General features: G+C 70.6%; 18 protein-coding genes and 1 pseudogene. 7 read left to right on the top strand and 12 right to left on the bottom strand.

Annotated features, from left to right (window positions below; genetic code table 11):
- Nucleotides 1–27 precede the first annotated feature (27 nt).
- Nucleotides 28–423 carry a superoxide dismutase, Ni gene (sodN, locus tag ACIQOU_RS15775; RefSeq protein WP_401537264.1) on the bottom strand — a complete coding sequence of 132 codons (396 nt, stop codon included), beginning with the start codon at nt 421–423 and terminating at the stop codon, nt 28–30.
- Nucleotides 424–569: 146 nt separating this feature from the next.
- On the opposite strand from sodN, the gene sodX reads away from it, so the two are divergent.
- On the top strand, nt 570–1,052 hold the full coding sequence (sodX, locus tag ACIQOU_RS15770) for a nickel-type superoxide dismutase maturation protease (protein WP_401537263.1): 483 nt from the start codon (nt 570–572) through the stop codon (nt 1,050–1,052).
- Here sodX and ACIQOU_RS15765 read toward each other — a convergent pair.
- On the bottom strand, nt 956–1,585 hold the full coding sequence (locus tag ACIQOU_RS15765; RefSeq protein WP_401537262.1) for a CGNR zinc finger domain-containing protein: 630 nt from the start codon (nt 1,583–1,585) through the stop codon (nt 956–958). The genes sodX and ACIQOU_RS15765 overlap by 97 nt on opposite strands.
- A gap of 100 nt (nt 1,586–1,685) precedes the next feature.
- On the opposite strand from ACIQOU_RS15765, the gene ACIQOU_RS15760 reads away from it, so the two are divergent.
- Entirely contained in the window at nt 1,686–2,504 is an 819-nt protein-coding gene (locus tag ACIQOU_RS15760) for a class I SAM-dependent methyltransferase (protein ID WP_401537261.1), read from the top strand.
- Nucleotides 2,505–2,631: 127 nt separating this feature from the next.
- Here the strand turns inward: ACIQOU_RS15760 and ACIQOU_RS15755 are convergent, their stop codons facing one another.
- The 3 genes from ACIQOU_RS15755 to ACIQOU_RS15745 are packed head-to-tail and all read right to left on the bottom strand — an operon-like array spanning nt 2,632 to nt 5,342.
- Entirely contained in the window at nt 2,632–3,426 is a 795-nt protein-coding gene (locus ACIQOU_RS15755; protein ID WP_401537260.1) for an amino acid ABC transporter ATP-binding protein, read from the bottom strand.
- Nucleotides 3,423–4,358, bottom strand: coding sequence for an amino acid ABC transporter permease (locus ACIQOU_RS15750; protein WP_401537259.1), 936 nt, complete (start codon nt 4,356–4,358; stop codon nt 3,423–3,425). Before ACIQOU_RS15750 ends, ACIQOU_RS15755 begins: the two co-directional genes overlap by 4 nt.
- A 27-nt stretch (nt 4,359–4,385) precedes the next feature.
- Nucleotides 4,386–5,342 carry an ABC transporter substrate-binding protein gene (locus ACIQOU_RS15745; protein WP_401537258.1) on the bottom strand — a complete coding sequence of 319 codons (957 nt, stop codon included), beginning with the start codon at nt 5,340–5,342 and terminating at the stop codon, nt 4,386–4,388.
- A 603-nt stretch (nt 5,343–5,945) separates the two neighbouring features.
- Between ACIQOU_RS15745 and ACIQOU_RS15740 the strand changes: the two genes are divergently transcribed.
- The 3 genes and pseudogenes from ACIQOU_RS15740 to ACIQOU_RS15730 form a co-directional block, all read left to right on the top strand.
- Nucleotides 5,946–7,241 (top strand): NADP-dependent malic enzyme, encoded by a 1,296-nt coding sequence (locus tag ACIQOU_RS15740; protein ID WP_401537257.1) that lies wholly within the window; start codon nt 5,946–5,948, stop codon nt 7,239–7,241.
- Nucleotides 7,242–7,832: 591 nt separating this feature from the next.
- On the top strand, nt 7,833–8,798 hold the full coding sequence (locus ACIQOU_RS15735) for a zinc-binding dehydrogenase (RefSeq protein WP_401537256.1): 966 nt from the start codon (nt 7,833–7,835) through the stop codon (nt 8,796–8,798).
- Between the two features lie 7 nt (nt 8,799–8,805).
- A pseudogene (locus ACIQOU_RS15730) lies at nt 8,806–9,053 on the top strand (Clp protease N-terminal domain-containing protein); the annotation flags it as partial.
- Nucleotides 9,054–9,220: 167 nt separating this feature from the next.
- On the opposite strand, the gene ACIQOU_RS15725 reads toward ACIQOU_RS15730, so the two are convergent.
- Nucleotides 9,221–10,375, bottom strand: coding sequence for a helix-turn-helix transcriptional regulator (locus tag ACIQOU_RS15725; RefSeq protein WP_401537255.1), 1,155 nt, complete (start codon nt 10,373–10,375; stop codon nt 9,221–9,223).
- 1 nt (nt 10,376) lies between these two features.
- Entirely contained in the window at nt 10,377–11,369 is a 993-nt protein-coding gene (locus tag ACIQOU_RS15720; RefSeq protein WP_401537254.1) for a DUF4097 family beta strand repeat-containing protein, read from the bottom strand.
- Between the two features lie 169 nt (nt 11,370–11,538).
- On the opposite strand from ACIQOU_RS15720, the gene ACIQOU_RS15715 reads away from it, so the two are divergent.
- A complete protein-coding gene (locus tag ACIQOU_RS15715; protein ID WP_401537253.1) occupies nt 11,539–12,372 on the top strand; it encodes a hypothetical protein in 834 nt (277 codons plus the stop codon).
- 84 nt (nt 12,373–12,456) lie between these two features.
- Here ACIQOU_RS15715 and ACIQOU_RS15710 read toward each other — a convergent pair whose 3' ends face one another.
- The 5 genes from ACIQOU_RS15710 to ACIQOU_RS15690 all read right to left on the bottom strand — a co-directional run bounded on the left by ACIQOU_RS15710 (nt 12,457) and on the right by ACIQOU_RS15690 (nt 19,525).
- Nucleotides 12,457–12,657 (bottom strand): DUF6104 family protein, encoded by a 201-nt coding sequence (locus tag ACIQOU_RS15710; RefSeq protein ID WP_401537252.1) that lies wholly within the window; start codon nt 12,655–12,657, stop codon nt 12,457–12,459.
- Between the two features lie 131 nt (nt 12,658–12,788).
- Nucleotides 12,789–16,571 (bottom strand): multifunctional oxoglutarate decarboxylase/oxoglutarate dehydrogenase thiamine pyrophosphate-binding subunit/dihydrolipoyllysine-residue succinyltransferase subunit, encoded by a 3,783-nt coding sequence (locus ACIQOU_RS15705; RefSeq protein ID WP_401537251.1) that lies wholly within the window; start codon nt 16,569–16,571, stop codon nt 12,789–12,791.
- Between the two features lie 291 nt (nt 16,572–16,862).
- Nucleotides 16,863–17,978: an ATP-binding protein gene (locus tag ACIQOU_RS15700; protein ID WP_401537250.1), complete on the bottom strand. Its 1,116-nt coding sequence runs from the start codon at nt 17,976–17,978 to the stop codon at nt 16,863–16,865.
- Nucleotides 17,975–18,712, bottom strand: coding sequence for a response regulator transcription factor (locus tag ACIQOU_RS15695; protein WP_093834503.1), 738 nt, complete (start codon nt 18,710–18,712; stop codon nt 17,975–17,977). The genes ACIQOU_RS15700 and ACIQOU_RS15695 overlap by 4 nt, the downstream gene beginning before the upstream one ends.
- 135 nt (nt 18,713–18,847) lie before the next feature.
- The gene (locus tag ACIQOU_RS15690) at nt 18,848–19,525 is read right to left on the bottom strand and encodes a spermidine synthase (protein WP_401537249.1); all 678 of its coding nucleotides are present in this window, start codon (nt 19,523–19,525) and stop codon (nt 18,848–18,850) included.
- Nucleotides 19,526–19,785: 260 nt separating this feature from the next.
- On the opposite strand from ACIQOU_RS15690, the gene ACIQOU_RS15685 reads away from it, so the two are divergent.
- On the top strand, nt 19,786–20,553 hold the full coding sequence (locus tag ACIQOU_RS15685; RefSeq protein WP_401537248.1) for a rhomboid-like protein: 768 nt from the start codon (nt 19,786–19,788) through the stop codon (nt 20,551–20,553).
- Nucleotides 20,554–20,571: the final 18 nt, after the last annotated feature.

Here is a 20,571-nt window from a genome sequence, read left to right as displayed (position 1 = left end):
GTACGGGTCAGAAGGCCTGGCCCAGGGTCAGGCCTTCTTGGTCTCCCAGAAGATCTTGTCGATCTGGGCGATGTAGTCCAGGGCCTTCTGGCCGGTCGCCGGGTCGGCGGAGGCCTTGGCGGCCGAGAGGGCCTTCAGGGTCTCGTTGACCAGCTGGTGCAGCTCCGGGTACTTCTCGAAGTGCGGGGGCTTGAAGTAGTCGCTCCACAGGACGGAGACGTGGTGCTTCGCCAGTTCGGCGCGCTGTTCCTTGATGACGGTGGCGCGCGCCTGGAAGTGCGCGTCGTCGTTGGCGGCCATCTTCTCCTGCACGGCCTTCACCGACTCCGCCTCGATGCGGGCCTGGGCCGGGTCGTACACACCGCAGGGCAGGTCGCAGTGGGCGCTGACCTTGACCGTGGGGGCAAACAGGCGGGAAAGCATGGAGCGTTCCTTCCTCGTGATCGTCTTCTCAGGTGCGACATTACTCCCTGGGGGAGGTCTTTTCGCGAGTGCCCCCATGCGCCTAGGACAAAAGTCCGGGGTCAGACTGAGACTGGTGGAGGAGTCGGACCGGGGAGGTGCCGGTAATGCCGGAGCTGTCGCGCGAGCAGGAGCGGCGACGTGAGCTGGAGCGGGCGCGCGGGCAGGAGCAGCCGGCCGAGCGGGCGCGGGCGTTGCTGCCGTTCGGGGCCGCCGTGGTCAGCGGGCCCTCCATGGTGCCGACGCTGCGGCACGGGGACCGGCTCGTGGTGCGTTACGGCGCCCGGATCAGGCCCGGTGACGTGGTCGTCCTGCGCCACCCCTTCCAACAGGACCTCCTCGTCGTCAAGCGGGCGGCCCAGCGCCGCGACGGCGGCTGGTGGGTGCTCGGCGACAACCCGGGCGCCGGTGGCGACAGCACCGACTACGGCACCGTTCCCGAGGAACTGGTGCTGGGCCGGGTGCGGTGGCGCTACCGGCCGCGCGGGGAAGGTCAGCTCTCGCCGCTCGCGCGGGTGCGCTGGGCGCTCACGGCGGCCCGGCCCGTGCTGTCGGACCGGTCGGCCTCCAGCCGTTTCCGGGCCCGGTAGGCGGCGACGTTGGCGCGGGTCGCGCAGCGGTCGGAGCAGTAACGGCGGGAGCGGTTGGTGGACGTGTCCAGGTAGGCGTTGCGGCACGGCGGCGCCTCGCACAGGCCCAGCCGGTCGACGCCGTACTCGGTGAGATGGAAGGCCAGGCCCATCGCCGCGATGGCCGCGTACCCCGCTGTCGCGTTCGACGGGTGGTCGGCGAGGTGCATGTGCCACAACGGGCGGCCGTCGTCGTCGCGGTGGTCGTGCCCGGAGATCTGCGGGCTCACCGGGAACTCCAGGAGCAGGGAGTTCAGCAGGTCCACGGCGAGGGTCTCGTCGCCCTGGTCGGCCGCCTCGAAGACCGCGCGCAACCGCCCCCGCACCGACCGGAACCGGGTGACGTCGGCCTCGGCCGCCCGGCGGGCCGCCGTCGCGCCCGCGCCGAACAGGTTCCGCACCGCCTCCACCGAGGTCAGGGCGTCCTTGCCGCGGGCCGGTTCCTCGCTGTTCACGAGCCGGACCGCGTAATCCGAGTAATAGGCCAGTTCCACTTGTAGTCCTTACGGGGGTGTTCTATCGTCGTGCGGGCGGTCGGGTAATGGCTGATCGCGCTTACAGGGTATTACTCATTCTCGTCTGGCGGAGGTTCCCATGACGGACACGGGCACGGGCACTAACTCGGGTACGGGTACGGACTCGGGCGCGGACTCGGGTGTCGCGCCGGGCGGGACCGACTGGGCCGCCTGGCAGCGGAGTTGGGACCGTCAGCAGGAGTGGTACATGCCCGACCGCGAGGAACGCCTCCGCATCATGCTCGACATGGTCGAGGCCCTCGCCGGCCCCGCCCCGCGCGTCCTGGACCTCGCCTGCGGCACCGGCACCATCACGGCCCGGCTGCTGGCCCGCCTCCCCGACGCCACCAGCGTCGGCGTCGACCTCGACCCGGCCCTCCTCACCATCGCCGAGGGCACCTTCGCGGGCGACGGACGGGTCACCCTCGTCACCGCCGACCTCAAGGACCCGCACTGGACGCGCCGGCTCCCGTACGACTCGTTCGACGCCGTTCTGACGGCCACGGCCCTGCACTGGCTGCACAGCGAACCCCTCGCGGCCCTCTACGGTCAGATCGCGGAACTCGTCCCCGACGGCGGTGTCTTCATGAACGCGGACCACATGATCGACGACACCACGCCCCGGATCAACGCGGCGGAACGGGCCCTGCGGCACACCCGCATGGAACAGGCCAGGCGCTCCGGTGCCGTCGACTGGGCCGACTGGTGGCAGCTCGCCGGACAGGACCCGGTACTCGCCGGGCCCACCGCCCGCCGTTTCGAGATCTACGGCGAACACGCCGACGGCGACATGCCCGCCGCCCGCTGGCACGCGGACACCCTGCGCGCCCACGGATTCGCGGAGGCCCGGCCGGTCTGGTGCTCCCCGTCGGACACCCTGCTGCTGGCCCTCAAGTAGGACGGCCAGCTCTCCAGCAGGTAGGACGGACAGCTCTCCAGCAGGACGGGCTGAAGGTGAGGGGTGGTACGGGACCCGGTCCCGTACCACCCCTCACCTTCAGGTATCCCGGACTTCCCGCCCGTGCTCAGAGCACCTTCGACAGGAACGACCGGGTGCGTTCGTGCTGCGGGTCGGTCAGGACGTCGCGGGGGTGCCCGGACTCGACCACGACGCCGTCGTCCATGAAGACCAGCGCGTCGCCGACCTCGCGGGCGAAGCCCATCTCGTGGGTGACGACGATCATCGTCATGCCGTCCGACGCGAGGTCCCGCATCACGTCCAGGACCTCACCGACCAGCTCCGGGTCGAGGGCCGAGGTCGGCTCGTCGAAGAGCATCAGCTTCGGCTGCATCGCCAGCGCCCGCGCGATCGCCACCCGCTGCTGCTGGCCGCCGGAGAGCTGCGCCGGGTAGTGGCCCTGCCGGTCGCCGAGCCCCACGCGGTCCAGGAGCCGGGCGGCGCGTTCGCGGGCCACGGCCTTGCTCTCGCGCTTGACCTGGACGGGCGCCTCCATGACGTTCTCCAGCGCCGTCATGTGCGGGAAGAGGTTGAAGCGCTGGAACACCATGCCGATGTCCCGCCGCTGCGCCGCGACCTCCCGCTCCTTCAACTCGTAGAGTTTGTCGCCCTGTTGGCGGTAGCCGATCAGCTTGCCGTCGACCGAGAGGCGGCCCGCGCTGATCTTCTCCAGGTGGTTGATGCACCGCAGGAACGTGGACTTGCCGGAGCCGGACGGGCCGATCAGGCAGAACACGTCACGTGGGTTCACCTCCAGGTCGATGCCCTTGAGGATGTGCGCGGGCCCGAACGACTTGTGCACGCCCTCGGCCCTGACCATCGGATGGCCGCCCCGGGCGACGTCCTTGACGAGCTTGGTCATCGGGCCACCTCCGGGCGGCGGAACGAGGCGAACATCCGGACGTAGGTCCGCATCCGCTGCAACGGCGTCGGCGGCAGGTTGCGCGTCGAACCCCGGGCGTAACGCCGTTCGACGTAGTACTGGACGATGCTGAAGACCGTGGTCAGGAGCAGGTACCAGACGCAGGCCACGAAGTACATCTCGACGACCGCGAGCGAGGTGCTGGAGACGTCCGTGGTGATCTTGATCAGCTCGGGCAGCTGCACCGCGTAGGCCAGCGCCGACGTCTTCAGCATGTTGATGAACTCGTTGCCGGTCGGCGGCACGATCACCCGCATCGCCTGCGGCAGCACCACCCGGCGCAGCGTCTTGGCCCGGGTCATGCCCAGCGCGTGCGACGCCTCCGTCTGGCCCTCGTCGACCGACTGGATACCGGCCCGGACGATCTCCGACATGTACGCGGCCTCGTTCAGACCGAGTCCGAGGAGCGCGGTGAGGACGGGGGTCATCACCTCGTTCATCTCGTTCTTGTAGAACCCCAGGTTCAGGATGGGGAAGACGAGCGAGATGTTGTACCAGAGCAGCAGCTGCACCAGGACCGGGGTCCCCCGGAAGAACCAGATGTAGAACCAGGCCACCGTGCTGGTCACCGGGTTCGACGACAGCCGCATCACGGCGAGCAGCACCCCGAGGACGACGCCGACGACCATGGCGAGCACGGAGATGTACAACGTGGTCCAGGCACCGGCGATGATCGTCGGGTCGAACAGGTAGTCGGGGATCACCCCGTAGTTGATCTTCGCGTTGGAGAACGCGGTCCCGATCAGCGCCAGCACGGCGAGGACCAGGACTCCGGCCACCCAACGTCCGTAATGGCGCACGGGGATGGCCTTGATCTGCTCCGGCGGCACGGACGGCACGGGCGCCGGGGACTTCTCGGCTATGTCGGTCACGGTGATGGCCTCTCAGCGTCCGCGCGCTCAGGAGCCGCCGTTGATCTTCACGCCGGTCACGGCGCCGTCCGTGACGTTCCACTTCTGGAGGATCTTGGTGTACTCGCCGTTCTTGATGATCGCGGCCAGGGCGGCCTTGAGGGCGTCGCGCAGCTCGGTGTTGTCCTTGCTGACGGCGATGCCGTAGGGGCCGGCCTCGATCTGGTCGCCGACGACCTCGAAGTCCTTGCCGCTGCTGGCGGTCTTGGCGTTGTAGGCGGCGACCGGGAAGTCGTTCAGGTCGGCGACGGACGCGCCCTGCTTCAGGCGGAGCAGGGCCTCGGGGTCGGTGTCGAAGGTCTGGAGGGTGATGGCCTTCTTGCCGTCCTTCGTACACTTCGCGCTCTGCGCCTTGGCGACGCCCTCGGAGGTGGTGCCCTTCTGGAGGGCGACGACCTTTCCGCACAGGTCGTCGAGGGACTTGATGCCCTTCGGGTTGCCCTTCTGGACGAGGATCGAGGTGCCGGCGGTGAAGTAGTCGACGAAGTCGACGCCGTTGCCGACCTTCTTGCCGGTCTCCGAGTCGACGCCGTTCTGGCGGTCCTTCGTGTCGTTCATCGCCGACATGACCATCTGGAAGCGCTTGGCCTGGAGGCCCACGACCAGGTTGTCGAACTTGCTGTTCTGGAACTGGAACGTCACGCCCAGCTGCTTGCCGAGCGCGGCCGCGATGTCCGGGTCGACGCCGACGGCCTTGCCGTCCTTCATGAACTCCACCGGCGGGTACGCGATGTCCGAGCCCACCTTGATGACACCGGCCTTGCGCAGGTCCGCGGGCAGCTTGTCGGCGAGCGGCGCGGAACCGGACGACGAGGACGCGCTGTCGCTCCCCTTGTCCGTCTGGTCACCGCAGGCGGTGAGGAGCAGGGCACCGGCGACCGCGACCGCGCCGACCGCGGCGGTCCTGGCGCGGGCGGTCGCACGACGGGTGGTGAATGCGGTCATTTTGGTCCTCCGGCGGATGGGTGGAGCGGCCGACGGGTCGACAGGCACACGCATCTTCGGGTGTCGCGACCTTGAATGATTGATTACGGCATCTTGCCATTGTGGCTACGCCATTCAGGGGACCGGTGATGTCAAAATCGGATAACGGGACCGGTCCTCGTTCGCGTCGAACCGCGTCGCGGCGCACCGGTCGGGCCCGTCCGGCCCCGCTCGGCCGGACCATCCACGGCCGTCCCGCGCGACCGCCGGAAGATCTGCGGGGCGTCTCGGTATCCGGACCGGGCGTCCGAGGCTTTGATCACTGTTTCAGGCGCGTGACCGCGCGAACACGGCCAGCTGTCGTGATATTTCGTGACCATTCTTGTCACCGAGACGTGACCTGTGGCCCGGCCGTTCCGCTCGCCTGCCGGATGGACTCGTCCCCGGCGCGGTCCGTCGGGTAAGAAGGTTCTTCAACCCCTCATCCGGGGCTAGGGGCGCGCGTGCGGCGCGCCCGTCGCGTAGAGCCCGTGCGCCTCACACACCTCCGGGCCTACGCGGTCCCGCCCACCCCTCACCAGGAGTGGCACCCTCAACCGAATGAACATCTAAGGGGTCAACGAAGTGGCAGCGGAGATCGTCAATCCTCGCGGCGACAACAAGCCGGGCAGTGCCGAGCGGAACCCGGGCAGTGCCGAGCGGAACCCGGGCAGTGCCGAGCGGAACCCGGGCAGTGCCGAGCAGAACGGCGGGGGCGAGCCCCTCGACTCCCTCGACCCGGTGTTCGCGCTGCACCGCGGCGGCAAGATGGCCGTGCAGGCCACCGTGCCGGTTCGCGACCGGGACGACCTGTCCCTCGCCTACACGCCCGGCGTCGCGCGCGTGTGCACCGCGATCGCGGAGCAGCCGGAACTCGTCAACGACTACACCTGGAAGTCGTCCGTGGTCGCCGTCGTGACGGACGGAACGGCCGTGCTCGGACTCGGCGACATCGGTCCCGAGGCCTCCCTCCCGGTCATGGAGGGCAAGGCGATCCTGTTCAAGCAGTTCGGCGGCGTGGACGCGGTGCCGATCGCGCTCGCCTGCACGGACGTCGACGAGATCGTCGAGACCGTGGTGCGGCTCGCGCCCTCCTTCGGGGGCGTCAACCTGGAGGACATCTCGGCGCCGCGCTGCTTCGAGATCGAACGCACGCTCCAGGAACGGCTCGACATCCCCGTCTTCCACGACGACCAGCACGGCACCGCCATCGTCACGCTGGCCGCCCTGCGCAACGCGGCGCGGCTCACCGGGAAGGGGCTCGCGGAGCTGCGGGCCGTCATCTCCGGGGCCGGCGCGGCCGGGGTCGCCATCGCGAAGATGCTGGTCGAGGCCGGGATCGGGGACGTCGCGGTGACCGACCGCAAGGGCGTCGTGTCCGCCGACCGCGACGATCTGACGCCGGTCAAGCGGGAACTCGCCGGGTTCACCAACAAGGCCGGGCTGTCCGGCACGCTGGAGGACGCGCTCTGCGGCGCCGACGTCTTCATCGGCGTCTCCGGTGGAACGGTGCCGGAGGCGGCGGTCGCCTCCATGGCCGAGGGCGCGTTCGTGTTCGCCATGGCCAACCCGAACCCCGAGGTGCATCCGGACGTCGCCCACAAGTACGCGGCGGTCGTGGCCACGGGGCGTTCGGACTTCCCGAACCAGATCAACAACGTGCTCGCGTTTCCCGGCATCTTCGCGGGGGCGTTGCAGGTGCGGGCGTCTCGGATCACCGAGGGGATGAAGCTTGCTGCGGCTGAGGCGTTGGCCGGGGTGGTCGGTGACGATCTTGCTGCGGACTATGTCATTCCGTCGCCGTTCGATGAGCGGGTCGCTCCTGCGGTGACCAGTGCTGTGGCGGCAGCGGCGAAGGCGGAGGGCGTAGCCCGCCGCTAACTGTCCAGGCCCCGCCCCTCCGGCGGGGCCCCCCTTTACCCACCCGCCCGCCCGTCTCGGTCACTTGAGCAGTGGACGTCAGCCGTGGGGGGCTTGGCCGCGTTGGCGGGTGCGGCGCCGTCGTGGCTGGTCGCGCAGTTCCCCGCGCCCCTGGGTGGGCTGGGGCGAGCGGAGTTTCGTCGGCGCCGCCAGCTCGCCAGCTCGCCAGCTCGCCAGCTCGCCAGCTCGCCAGCTCGCCAGCTCGCCAGCTCGCCAGCTCGCCAGCTCGCTCGCCTCGCGACGCAGGGTGCCGATTCAGCCCGTCCGGCGTTTGAGGACAACGGGACTGTGGGGCAGCCCAGTTTCGTGACGTGGGTTGCCGAATCAGCCCGTCCGGCGTTTGAGGACAACGGGACTGTGGGGCAGCCCAGTTTCGTGACGCGGGTCGCCAAATCAGCCCGTCCGGCGTTTGAGGACGAGGCCGGTTAGGCCGAAGGGGGGTGGGGGCGTAGTCCCCTGGCTTGGTGGCAGGGTGCGGTTGGTGGGGAAGAGGTGGGTTCCGCGACCCCGGGTTGTTCCCTCGCCGTACCGGCGGAGCCTATCGTCGGGGGCATGTTCGCCGTCTACGCCGCCCGAACCGACCGCGACCAGCCCCTCGCCGGACTGGAGTCGGGGGACCGCCCCGCCCCCACCCCCCGCCCAGGCTGGAGCACCGTCGACGTCAGGGCCGCCTCCCTCAACCATCACGACCTCTGGTCCCTCCGTGGCGTCGGCCTCCCCGAGGAACGCCTCCCGATGATCCTCGGCTGCGACGCCGCCGGCATCGACGCGGACGGCAACGAGGTCGTCCTGCACTCCGTGATCGGCCAGACCGGCCACGGCGTCGGAGCGCGTGAACCCCGTTCGATCCTCACCGAGCGCTATCAGGGCACGTTCGCCGAACAGGTCGCCGTGCCGACCTGGAACGTGCTGCCCAAGCCCAGGGAACTCTCCTTCGCCGAGGCCGCCTGTCTGCCCACGGCCTGGCTGACGGCGTACCGGATGCTGTTCACCAACGCCGGTGTGCGGCCCGGGGATTCGGTGCTCGTGCAGGGCGCGGGGGGCGGGGTCGCCACGGCCGCGATCGTGCTCGGACGCGCGGCGGGGCTGCGGGTCTTCGCGACCAGCCGGGACGAGGCCCGGCGCAAGCGGGCGGTGGAACTGGGCGCCGTCGAGGCCGTGGAGCCCGGCGCCCGGCTGCCGCAACGCGTCGACGCCGTGATCGAGACCGTCGGCGCGGCGACCTGGTCGCACTCGGTGAAGTCCCTGAAGCCGGGCGGCACACTCGTCATCTCCGGCGCCACCAGCGGCGACCGCCCCTCCCACGCCGAACTGACCCGCATCTTCTTCCTCGAACTCAAGGTCGTCGGCTCCACGATGGGCACCAAGGACGAACTGGAGGACCTGCTGTCCTTCTGCGCCACCACGGGCGTCCGGCCCGTCATCGACGAGGTGCTCCCGATGGACCGGGCCCGCGAGGGCTTCGAACGCCTCGCGTCCGGCGACCAGTTCGGCAAGATCGTGCTCACCAACGACTGAATCGGCTGAGGCTCACGGCGTCGGCGCGATGTCCGGCGGCCTGGGCGTGAGGGGCGCTGGTCCGGCCGCCGCCCCTTCAGCCGGGGTGCCAAGGAGGTCCTGGCGCGGACGGTGCGTATCGCCGCCGCCCACCGGGACCGGCACATCGGCGACGAGCACCTTCTCCTCGCCCTGACCGTCCTCCCCGGCGTTCCTGGTGAGGTGCTCGCCGACCACGGCGTCACCCACGACGCCCTGACCCGCGTCCTGTACGGCGACGCCCCGACCGCCCGAGCGAGCCGGCCCCGGCACGCCGACGGTCGGGGGAGCTGGCCCCAGCCGGCTGGTGGCTGGGGGAGGGGTCGGCTCCGCGTCCCCTCGGCGGACCGACACCCCACCCCCCTGCCTCGCCCCACCCCAGGCCCCGGGCCTCCCCCCTGCCCCTAACCCCGAGGCGCCCGCAGCAGTGCCCCGATGTGTGCCGCCGCCGTCGACAAGTGGCGGCGGGTGTCGCGGAGTTGGTCGTCGTCGACTCCGTGGTCGCGGGCCGCGTCCCGGATGTCGTCGCGGAAACGGTCCAGGAGCCGGTCGAGATCCCGGGCCGTGTCGCCGGTCGGGCTCTCGTGCGCCCACCCCGGCTCGTACGCGGCCGGGAACTCCTCGTCGTCGAACCGGTACTCGGCCCGAGCGGACGATCCCCCCGCACCCGCACCCGGGCCTGTACCCGGGCCCGCACCCGCACCCGGGCCTGTACCCGTGCCCGTGCTTGCCGTCCCCGTGCCCCCCGCGCTCGCCGTCGCCCCGTTGCCGGTGCTTCCCCGCCCGAAGCCCAGGTCCTTGCCGAACTCCTTGCCGAAGCCCATGCCGAACTCGCCCAGTTCCTTGGCCAGTTCGGTCAGGCCCTTCTGGACGCCCGTCGGCCAGTCGCCCCGGGTGAAGTGGTCCTGGACGCGCTCCTGCACCCGGCGGGTGATGCGCTGAAGCTCCTCCTGGGCCTGGGCGCGAGCCCGCTCCTGGGCCTCCTTGGCCTGGCGCCGGGCGCGCTCGGCGTCCTCACGGGCCCGGCGGCTCTCGTCCTTGGCCCGCCTCGCCTGTTCCTTCCACTCCTGCTTGACGCGCCGCATCTCCTCCTTCGCCGCCCGCCAGGACTCCTTGTCGTCGAGGTCCCCGCCGGTCCCCGGGTCGCCGGGTCCGCCGGTGGTGGTGCCCTGCCGGGCCTGGGTCGCCGCCGCCCGCATCTCGCGGCGCAGATCACCGGCCGCGCCCCGGACGTCGGCCCGGATCTCCGCCGCGAGTTCGGCGACGGACTCACCGATCTCCAGCTCCAGGTCGACCAGTTCACCGCTGCGGTCGGCCAACTCGGCGCGGCCCGCGTCCGTGATGGCGTACACCTTCCGGCCGCCCTCGGTGGTGTGGGTGACCAGACCCTCCGTCTCCAGCTTGGCCAGCCGGGGATAGACGGTGCCCGCCGACGGCGCGTACAGCCCCTGGAACCGCTCCTCCAGGAGCCGGATCACCTCGTAGCCGTGGCGCGGTGCCTCGTCGAGCAGCTTCAGCAGATAGAGACGGAGGCGGCCGTGGGCGAAGACGGGGGGCATCTCAGAGCACCTTCTTGTCGGTCGGGCCGTCGGTCGGACCACCGGCCGGTGCCTCGGCAGGCGGGTCGGCGGGTACGTCGGCCGGTATGCCGCTCGCGCCGCCGTCCGGGCCGGAAACGGAATTGTCCCCCGAGTCGGAGTCCGCCCCGTCCGCCGGGGTTGTCGGCGCCGGGTCCCACCGGTCGTCCTGTGCCGGGCGGCGCAGCAGGGCGATGGAACCGGAGACGGTGGTGGCCTTCAGGCTGCCCCGGCCCGTGCCGAGGCTGCCGGTGATCCGCTTGGCGCCCCACTGGCCGCTGACCCGCAGATCCTCGAAGGCGTTGGAGACCGTGCCGCTCGCCGTGTTGGCCTCCACGCGCGCGTCCGCCGGATGCGGCAGCCGGATGGCGATCTCGCCCGAGACGCCGGACAGGCTGACGTCCGTCGGGCGGTCGGCCGGGTTCAGGTCGACGATCATCGAACCGCTCACCGACTCCGCCTTCACCGAGGACCCGGCACCCTCGACCACCGTCAGATCCCCGGACACCGAGTGGAAGCGGAGGTCCCCGCTGAGGGCCTGCGCCTCCACGTTCCCCGAGACGGTGTCGGCGCGGACCGTGCCGCTGAGGCCCACCAGGGTGGCGTCGCCGGTGACGCCCTTCACCTCCGTGGGCCCGTCGAGCCCGGAGACCATGGCCGCCGCGCCGACCACGCCCACCTCCACCCGGGTGGAGGACGGCACGGCGAGCGAGACGACCGCGCTGCGCCGCCAGCCCTTGCGGTCGAGCCACGTGAGGAAGCCCTTCCACGGCAGATCCTCGTAGGCCACCGTCAGGACGCCGTCCCGCTGGGTCACCACGAGCGGCGGGCCCTCGATCTCGGTGACCTCCAGGCGGGCGGAACTCTCCTCGGTGCCCACCACGTTCACCGTGCCGTTGGCGATGCGGACCTTCAGCTCCCTCACGGGCTCGCCGAACGTGAGTTTCTCGGGCTCCGCGACGGACCATTCGGACATCGTGCACCTCCCCGTGCGACGCGCCATATCGCGTCTCCTGTCATTCACGATATATCGCGGTCGAGGAAAGTCAAGACACCCGTTCCAGTGACTCCCGGCCGCCCGGGGCGTCCCCGCCGACCTCTCCGCCCGACATGACTGAGGAGATATGTCGACTTACCGTGTGGTCATGTCGACGGAAGCCGCCCGTGCCGGTGCCCCCTCCGGAGCCCTCCTGCTCTGCCGCGCCGAACCCGCCGCCGTCGCCCCCGCCGCCCACCTCCTGCGCGCGCCCCTGCTGCTCACTCCCGCCGGGAGCGCCTGGAGCGTCCTGGTGCCCGGGGGAACGCCCTGGCGGGACGCCGCCGAGCCTGTCGACCGCGTCCTGACCGGCTGGGCCACCGCGCTCGCCGTCGGCGGTGCCTGGCCCGCGCTCGCCCTGTGGTGGGACGCCGACCGGGCCGGTTACACCCTCGCCTCCGGATTCCGGCGTCCGGTCGGCTATGTCTGGCTCGCCGACGGCACCCCGGCCGGTGAGGGCGAGGCCATGCGGACCTTCGCCGCCCGCCTCGGGCTCGACCCCGTCCTCGACGTCCAGGCCCTCGACCGGCTCACCGCACCCGATCCCGCCGCCGACGCCCGCGCCCGGCTGCGCGGCCTCCAGGCGATCCTCACGCGCGCGGGGGTGTCGTTGCCCACCGGATTCACCCCTGGCGCGCCCCCCGACCGTCTCCGTGAGGCCGCCCTGGCCAGGACCGACACCCGGCCGGTCGAGTGGCCCGGCACGCGCGAGGTGGTCCGCGCCGGACTCGACGCCGTCGACGAGACTCCCCTCGGCCCCTGGCTGCCCTGGTCCGGCACCCCGAGGGCGCGTGCCCTGGCGCTGGCGCAGATCGCCGCCGGGCTGCCGCTCACCCTCTGGGGGCTGCACCGGCGCGGTGGCGGCTGGGCGGCGGCGGGCGCGCTGCTGCTGGCGCACGGCACACTGGGCCTCGTGTACGACCTCGCCAGGCCCCGCGACTGACGCCCCGTCGGCAGCCCCCGGGAACGGCTCAAGGGGCGCCAACAAGGCGCCCCTTGAGGAGATCCGGCGGATGCGCGGGCCCGGCTACGCGTCGTTGTTCTCGTCGTACTCGTCGTCCTCGTCGTCCAGGCGGGCCAGCCAGGTCGCGAGGCGCTCCACCGGAACCTCGAAGTCCGGGTTCAGGTCGACGAACGTCCGCAGCTGCTCGGCGAGCCACTCGAAGGTGACCTCTTCCTCGCCACGCCGCTTTTCGAGTTCTTCGATGCCTCGGTCGGTGAAGTACACGGGATGCTCTCCTGGGGCTGGGCCGGATGGCCACCGGTTCCTGTCCCCCCAGGTTATGCGCCGCGCGGAACGAGAAAACCGGCCCCGTCACCTCGTGGAGGCGACGGGGCCGGTCTCGTTCGGTCAGCGGGTCACGCGTCGAAGACCTCGTTCACCAGCTGCTCCTGCTCGGCCTGGTGGCGCTTGGCCGAACCGACCGCGGGGGAGGACCCGTGCGGGCGGGAGATGCGGCGCAGGCGCTCGCCGTGCGGCACGTCCGCGCCGACCGCGAGGTCCAGGTGGTCGATCAGGTTCAGGGCGATGAACGGCCAGGCGCCCTGGTTGGCCGGCTCCTCCTGGGCCCACAGGTACTTCTCGGCGTTCGGGTACTTGTTGACCTCCGCCTGAAGCTCGGCACCCGGCAGCGGGTACAGGCGCTCGATGCGGATGATCGCCGTGTCCGTGACGCCGCGCTTCTGCCGCTCGGCCTCCAGGTCGTAGTACAGCTTGCCGGCCACGAAGACGACCTTGCGGACCGCCGCCGCGTCCACCGACGCGTCACCGATGACGGGACGGAACTGACCCGACGTGAACTCCTCCGTCTTCGACGCGGCCGCCTTCAGGCGCAGCATCGACTTCGGGGTGAAGACCACCAGCGGCTTGTGGTGCGGGTTGTGCACCTGCCACCGCAGGAGGTGGAAGTAGTTCGACGGGAGGGTCGGCATCGCGACCGTCATGTTGTTCTGCGCGCACAGCTGGAGGAAGCGCTCGACGCGGGCCGAGGAGTGGTCCGGGCCCTGGCCCTCGTAGCCGTGCGGGAGCAGCAGGGTGACGCCGGACGTCTGGCCCCACTTCTGCTCCGCCGCCGAGATGTACTCGTCGACGACCGTCTGCGCGCCGTTGACGAAGTCGCCGAACTGCGCCTCCCACATCACGAGGGCGTCCGGGCGGGCCAGCGAGTAGCCGTACTCGAAGCCCATGACCGCGTACTCGGAGAGCAGCGAGTTGTAGACGTTGTAGCGGGCCTGCTCCTCGGCGAGGTACTGGAGCGGGGTGTACTCCTCGCCCGTGTCACGGCCGATGAGGACCGCGTGCCGCTGGCCGAACGTGCCGCGCTGCGAGTCCTGGCCGGAGAGCCGGACCGGGGTGCCCTCCAGGAGGAGGGAGCCGACGGCGAGGGTCTCGCCCATGCCCCAGTCGATCGTCCCGTCCTCGACCATCGTCGCCCGGCGCTGCAACTGCGGCAGCAGACGCGGGTGGACGTGGAACGTGTCCGGGATGTTGACCTGGGACTCGGCGATCCGCTTGACGACCTCCGCGGAGATCGCGGTGTTCACGGCGACCGGGAACTCCGCCTGCGGGTCCGACACGGGACCCTCGGACGGCTGGGCCACCGCCTCGCGGACCTCGGTGAAGACCTTCTCCAGCTGCCCCTGGTAGTCCTGAAGGGCCTGCTCGGCCTCTTCCAGGGTGATGTCGCCGCGACCGATGAGGGACTCGGTGTAGAGCTTGCGCACCGAGCGCTTCTTGTCGATCAGGTCGTACATCAGCGGCTGCGTGAACGCCGGGTTGTCCGACTCGTTGTGACCACGGCGGCGGTAGCAGATGAGGTCGATCACGACGTCCTTGTTGAACGCCTGACGGAACTCGAACGCGAGCCGCGCGACGCGCACGACGGCCTCGGGGTCGTCGCCGTTCACGTGGAAGATCGGGGCCTCGATCATCCGGGCCACGTCCGTCGCGTACATGGAGGAGCGCGAGGACTCGGGGGCCGCGGTGAAGCCGACCTGGTTGTTGATGACGATGTGGACCGTGCCGCCGGTGCGGTAGCCGCGCAGCTGCGACATGTTCAGGGTCTCGGCCACCACGCCCTGGCCCGCGAAGGCCGCGTCACCGTGCAGGGCGACCGGCAGGACGGTGAAGTCCGTGCCGCCCTTGTTGATGATGTCCTGCTTGGCGCGGCTGATGCCCTCGATGATCGGGTCGACCGTCTCCAGGTGGGACGGGTTCGCGGCCAGCGAGACCTTGATCTGCTCGCCGTCGAGACCGGTGAAGGTGCCCTCGGCGCCCAGGTGGTACTTCACGTCGCCGGAGCCGTGCATCGACTTCGGGTCGAGGTTGCCCTCGAACTCCCGGAAGATCTGCGCGTACGACTTGCCGACGATGTTGGCGAGGACGTTCAGGCGGCCGCGGTGGGCCATGCCGACGACGACCTCGTCCAGGCGCGACTCGGCGGCCGAGTCGAGGACCGCGTCGAGCAGCGGGATGACGGACTCGCCGCCCTCCAGGGAGAACCGCTTCTGCCCGACGTACTTGGTCTGGAGGAACGTTTCGAAGGCCTCCGCCGCGTTCAGTCGGCGCAGGATGCGCAGCTGCTCCTCGCGCTCCGGCTTGGAGTGCGGGCGCTCGATGCGGTCCTGAATCCACTTGCGCTGCTTCGGGTCCTGGATGTGCATGAACTCGACGCCGGTGGTGCGGCAGTACGAGTCGCGCAGCACGCCCAGGATGTCGCGCAGCTTCATCAGGGACTTGCCGGAGAAGCCGCCGACGGCGAACTCGCGCTCCAGGTCCCACAGGGTGAGCCCGTGCTCGGTGATGTCCAGGTCGGGGTGCTTGCGCTGGCGGTACTCCAGCGGGTCGGTGTCGGCCATGACGTGGCCGCGGACCCGGTAGGAGTGGATTAGCTCGAAGACCCGCGCGGCCTTGGTGACGTCGTCGTCGTGGCTGGCGTCGATGTCCTTGAGCCAGCGGACCGGCTCGTAGGGGATGCGCAGCGCCTCGAAGATGTCGTCGTAGAAGCCCTGCTCGCCCAGGAGCAGGTTGGCGACGATGCGCAGGAACTCGCCGGAGGCGGCGCCCTGGATGACCCGGTGGTCGTAGGTCGACGTGAGCGTCATGACCTTCGAGATGCCGAGCTTGTTCAGGGTGTCCTGGCTGGTGCCCTGGAACTCCGCGGGGTAGTCCATGGAGCCGACGCCCATGATGACCGACTGTCCCGGCATCAGACGCGGCACCGAGTGGACGGTGCCGAGGCCGCCGGGGTTGGTCAGGGAGACCGTGACGCCGGTGAAGTCGTCCATCGTCAGCTTGCCGTCGCGGGCGCGGCGGACGATGTCCTCGTAGGCCTGCCAGAACTCGAAGAAGTTCAGGGTCTCGGCCTTCTTGATGCCGGCGACGACGAGCTGGCGGTCGCCGTTCGGCTTCACCAGGTCGATGGCCAGGCCGAAGTTGACGTGCGCCGGCTTGACCAGCGTCGGCTTGCCGTCCTTCTCCTGGAAGGAGTAGTTCATCGACGGCATGGCCTTGATGGCCTGCACCATCGCGTAGCCGATGAGGTGGGTGAAGGAGATCTTCCCGCCCCGGGCCCGCTTCAGGTGGTTGTTGATGACGATGCGGTTGTCGAAGAGCAGCTTGACCGGGACCGCGCGCACGGACGTGGCCGTGGGGACCTCGATCGACGCGTTCATGTTCTTCGCGACCGCGGCGGCCGGGCCGCGCAGCGTCACCAGCTCCGGACCCTGGGGGGCCTCGGCCGCCGGAGCGGCCTTCGGCTTCGCGGGGGCGGCGGCCGGCTTGGCGGGGGCGGGCGCCGCGGCCGGAGCCGGGGCGGCCTTCGCCGGCGCGGGCGCGGCGGCGGCCGGCTGCGGGGCAGCGGGGGCCGGCGCCGGGACCGCGGGCGTCGCGGCGGCGGTGCTGGTGGTCTCCGCGGCCCCCGTGGCCGCCGTGCCCGCCGCAGCCGGCGCGGCAGCCGCGCCGGGCTTGTAGTCGGCGAAGAAGTCCCACCAGGCTCGGTCTACCGAGTTCGGGTCCTGGAGGTACTGCTGATAGATCTCGTCGACGAGCCACTCATTGGCGCCGAACGCGGCCGCGGGATTCTTTCCCGTTTGGTCGGCGTCGGTCGAGATGCTCGACTTACTGGGGGACTGTGACGACACGGCGGCAACCGCCCTCTTCCGCTTCGCAAGGTGATGGACAGCGGGAATAAAGGCTACGCCCCCTGGAGGGTGAAGGTCAGACCAGGCCGGTTCATCGTCGTGTAAGTCACACCGGAGGCCGTGTTTCGGGGGCGGAATTGGCGGGAAACAAGCGTGGTTCCACGGTGTTTCGGGCGTGGCGGGGAACGGCGGCGTAGCCCCTGCGCGCTGAGCGGGCGGGCGTGTGCCTGATCACACTGGTCCGTCGGTGCGGAAGCTCGTGGATCTTGTGGCCGTTGACCGGACTTTACGTCAACTTGGCAGAGAAGTCTCTCCCGGAAGGGTGACGAGAATCCGGCAACCGCGCTCGGATTCGGCCACTCCGATCCGGCCGCCGTGCAGATCCACGGCCCAGCGGGCGATCGCCAGACCGAGCCCGGTGCCGCCGTCGCCCGCGCCCTTCGCGGAACCCGCGCCGCCCCGGTTGAACCGCTCGAAGACGCGGTGCCACTCCGAGCGCGGGATGCCGGGCCCCTCGTCGAGGACCTCCAGCTCCAACGACTCCGGCTGCGGCCCGCGCCGCGCCTTCACGATGACCCGGCCGTGCGCCGGGCTGTGCTTGACCGCGTTGTCGATCAGGTTGGCGACCACCTGGTGGATGCGCTCCGGATCGGCGTGCGCGGTCAGCTCCGGCGGCGACACGTCGAGGTGCAGATGAACGTCGGTGCGGGTGTGGGTGCCGGAGCCGGAGGCGATGCCCGCGCGGGCGGGCACGGCCATGTTGGCCTCCTTGAGGACGCCCGAAAGGTAGGGCCACACCTCGAAACGGCGGCGGCGCAACGGCACGACACCGTTGTCCAGGCGCGACAGGTCGAGGAGGGTCTCCACCAGGCGCCCGAGCCGCTCGGTCTGCTTCAGGGCCGTGCGCATGGTCTCGGGGTCGGCGGGGGAGACGCCGTCCACGATGTTCTCCAGCACCGCGCGCAGCCCGGCGATGGGGGTGCGCAGCTCGTGCGAGACGTTGGCCACCAGCTCCTTGCGCTGCTGGTCCTGCGCCTCCAGCTCGTCCGCCATGACGTTGATCGTCTGGGCCAGGTCGCCCAGCTCGTCCCGGCGGTTCTCACGGACCCGGCGGGTGTAGTCGCCGTGCGAGATGGACCGGGCGACCGCGTTCATGTCGTCCAGCGGCGAGGTGAGTGAATGCGCCACGAACTGCGTGATCAGGAGTGTGGCGATCATCGAGAAGACCGTGATGAAGCGCAGCTCCGTCTTGGTGTGCACCGCGATCATCGACAGACCCGTGGTGATCAGCACCGAGGTGACCACCAACGCGCCCAGCTTGGTCTTGACCGAGAACGGGCGGACGCCGCCCCAGGGTTCGTCCGCCGGGCTCCTGCGCGCGTTCCGTGCTGGCGGCCCGCCGCTCATGGCGTGGGGGTCTCCAGCGCGTAGCCCACACCGTGCACGGTGCGGATGCGCTCGGCGCCGATCTTCCGGCGCAGCGCCTTGATGTGGCTGTCGACCGTGCGGGTGCCGGAGGCGTCCGCCCAGTCCCACACCTCGGCGAGCAGCTGCTCGCGGGAGAGCACCGCGCGCGGGGTGTTCGCCAGGCAGACCAGCAGGTCGAACTCGGTGGGCGTGAGGTGCACGTCCTCCGAGCGCACCCGTACCCGGCGCTGCGCGTGGTCGATCTCCAGTTCGCCCAGGCGCAGGATGCCGGAGCGCGGAGTGGTGGCGGCCAGCGCGGCCCGCTCCACCCGGCGCAGCAGGACATGCACCCGAGCGGCCAGTTCCCGCATGGAGAACGGCTTGGTCATGTAGTCGTCGGCGCCGACGCCGAGGCCCACCAGCATGTCGGTCTCGTCGTCGCGCGCGGTGAGCATCAGCACCGGCACCGGGCGCTGGGCCTGCACGCGGCGGCAGACCTCCAGGCCGTCGAAGCCGGGCAGCATGATGTCGAGGATCAGCAGGTCGGGCTGCCAGGCCTCGGCCGTGTCGACGGCCGAAGGGCCGTCACCCGCGGTCTGCACGACGAAACCTTCGGCGCGCAGGCGGGCCGCGATGGCGTCGACGATGGTCGGGTCGTCCTCGACGACCAGAACTCGGCGTTGCGCGCCCTGCGTCGCCGTCGCGCCGTTGTGCGAGGTGTGTGTCTGCTCCATCGCCCGCCCCTGAAGTTGCTTTCCGGAATCCGTGGGGTGATCCGTTTTATTAGCACATGTCTGCGCATGCTTGCGATTGACGCTTGCATGATCTGCGCCAGGGGAAGCAGCCTACGGGGAGTCACCGTGCCACGGCTATCCAGGTCGGAGGGCGAGATGCACGACGTCGGGTACGCCCCGGGCAACCGGGATCTCTTCGGTACGCACCTGCTGGAACCCGGCATTCCGTAGGGTTTCCTCGAAAACACCAGAGGGCTGGGCCGACCACACGGCCAGTACCCCACCAGGCGTCAACACCCGTGCGCAGTCCGCGAGTCCGGTCGGCGCGTACAACTGCCCGTTGCCCTCGGTGACGGTCCATCCGGGGCCGTTGTCGATGTCCAGGCACAGGGCGTCGTACGTGGCGGAAGTCTCACGCAGGTGAGCGAGCAGATCGCCGTGCAGGATCGTCGTCCGGGGGTCGGCGAGCGCCTCGGCGGTGAGCGGCGCGAGGGGCCCGTCGCGATGCCATGCGACGATGGCCGATTCTCGTTCGACGACGGTGAGGGCGCCGATCCGCGGGTCGGCCGCCGCGTGTGCGAGCGAGAATCCGACACCCAGGCCGCCGATCAGGATCGCGGGGCGCTCGCGCGGGCCGAGGGCGGCGAGTGCCGCGTCGACGAGCAGCCGTTCCGAGCGGCCGTCGGAGGTGTCCATGAGGAAACAGCCGTTGGCGATGATCTGGAGCAGTTCGCCGTGTCTGCGGAGCACGACCTCGCCGTAGGGTCCCTCGCGGCGGTCCAGGACCACGGGCTCAACGAGGCTGGTGATCATCGGTCCATCCTGTCCCAACGCGGGGTTGCGGGCACCTGAATTACCGGTGCCGGGTGGCCTCGAACGGGCGTGCGGCGGCGCTCAGGGAACTTTCATCGTCGTCTGCGACCGCGCAAGGGCGGCCCACAGCCCGCTGACAGACGCCGGACGCAAACTGACGGCCAAAGGTTGCTGGGGAAGGCGTCAGGAGTGACGCCGGTCATGGACAGTGACCGTCGGGCCCCCGAAGGCTGGGGGCGCAACGGAAGGGAGCGCCCGCCGTGGAACCCGTCACGGCCGTGCAGGCCGATGTGAAGCCCTCGGGCCCGCCGCTCCTCGACGGCATGCCCCGCCAGCGCGTCCGCCTCGCCCCCGCCCCCGCCCCAGCGCCCCGCGCACTCCCGCGCCCCACGGCGGCCCCCGCGCGCCGCCTGCCGCGCCTCTGGCAGCTGCTGCCGACGCCCACCGGGACGCCGTTCACCTTCGGGTACACGCTCGTCCTGATCGCCACCTCGGTGTTCACCACCTACGCCTCGCCGGCCCTGGTCGCCACGTTGCACCAGGCGACCAGCACCGATGTCGCGCATCTGATACGGACGCCGGTGTTCGTGCTGCTGGCCAGCGCGCTGTGGATCGCGGGCGGGTACACCTCGCTGTACGTGATCGGGTTCGTGCTCGCGCTGACCGCCCTGGAGCGGCGGATCGGCGGGGCGAGAACCGTCGTCGTCTTCCTGCTCGGGCATGTGCTGGCGACCCTCGCGACCGAGGGGACGGTCGGGATCGCGGTGCTGGTCGGGCATCTGCCGGAGAGTTCCCTGCACCGCATGGACTACGGGATCAGTTTCGGCGTCGCCGCGTGTGTGGGTGCGCTCTGTGGGCTGCTGCGGCCGTGGCTGGCCCTGCCGATCCTCGGCTACTACACGTGGGTGCTGGTCGAGGCCCTCATCGCCTTCTCCGACCCGATGACGAACTGGGGCCACCTGATCGCCCTCACCATCGGCGTCGCCACCTGGCCGTGGGTACGCCGGTGGAGCGCGGCGCGCCGGTAGGTGACCGTCACCGGTAGG

Source organism: Streptomyces sp. NPDC091279, from assembly GCF_044757465.1.
Classification (GTDB): Bacteria; Actinomycetota; Actinomycetes; order Streptomycetales; family Streptomycetaceae; genus Streptomyces.
Note: the sequence above shows the minus strand (reverse complement) of the source record. Positions and strands in the feature narration are given on the sequence as shown.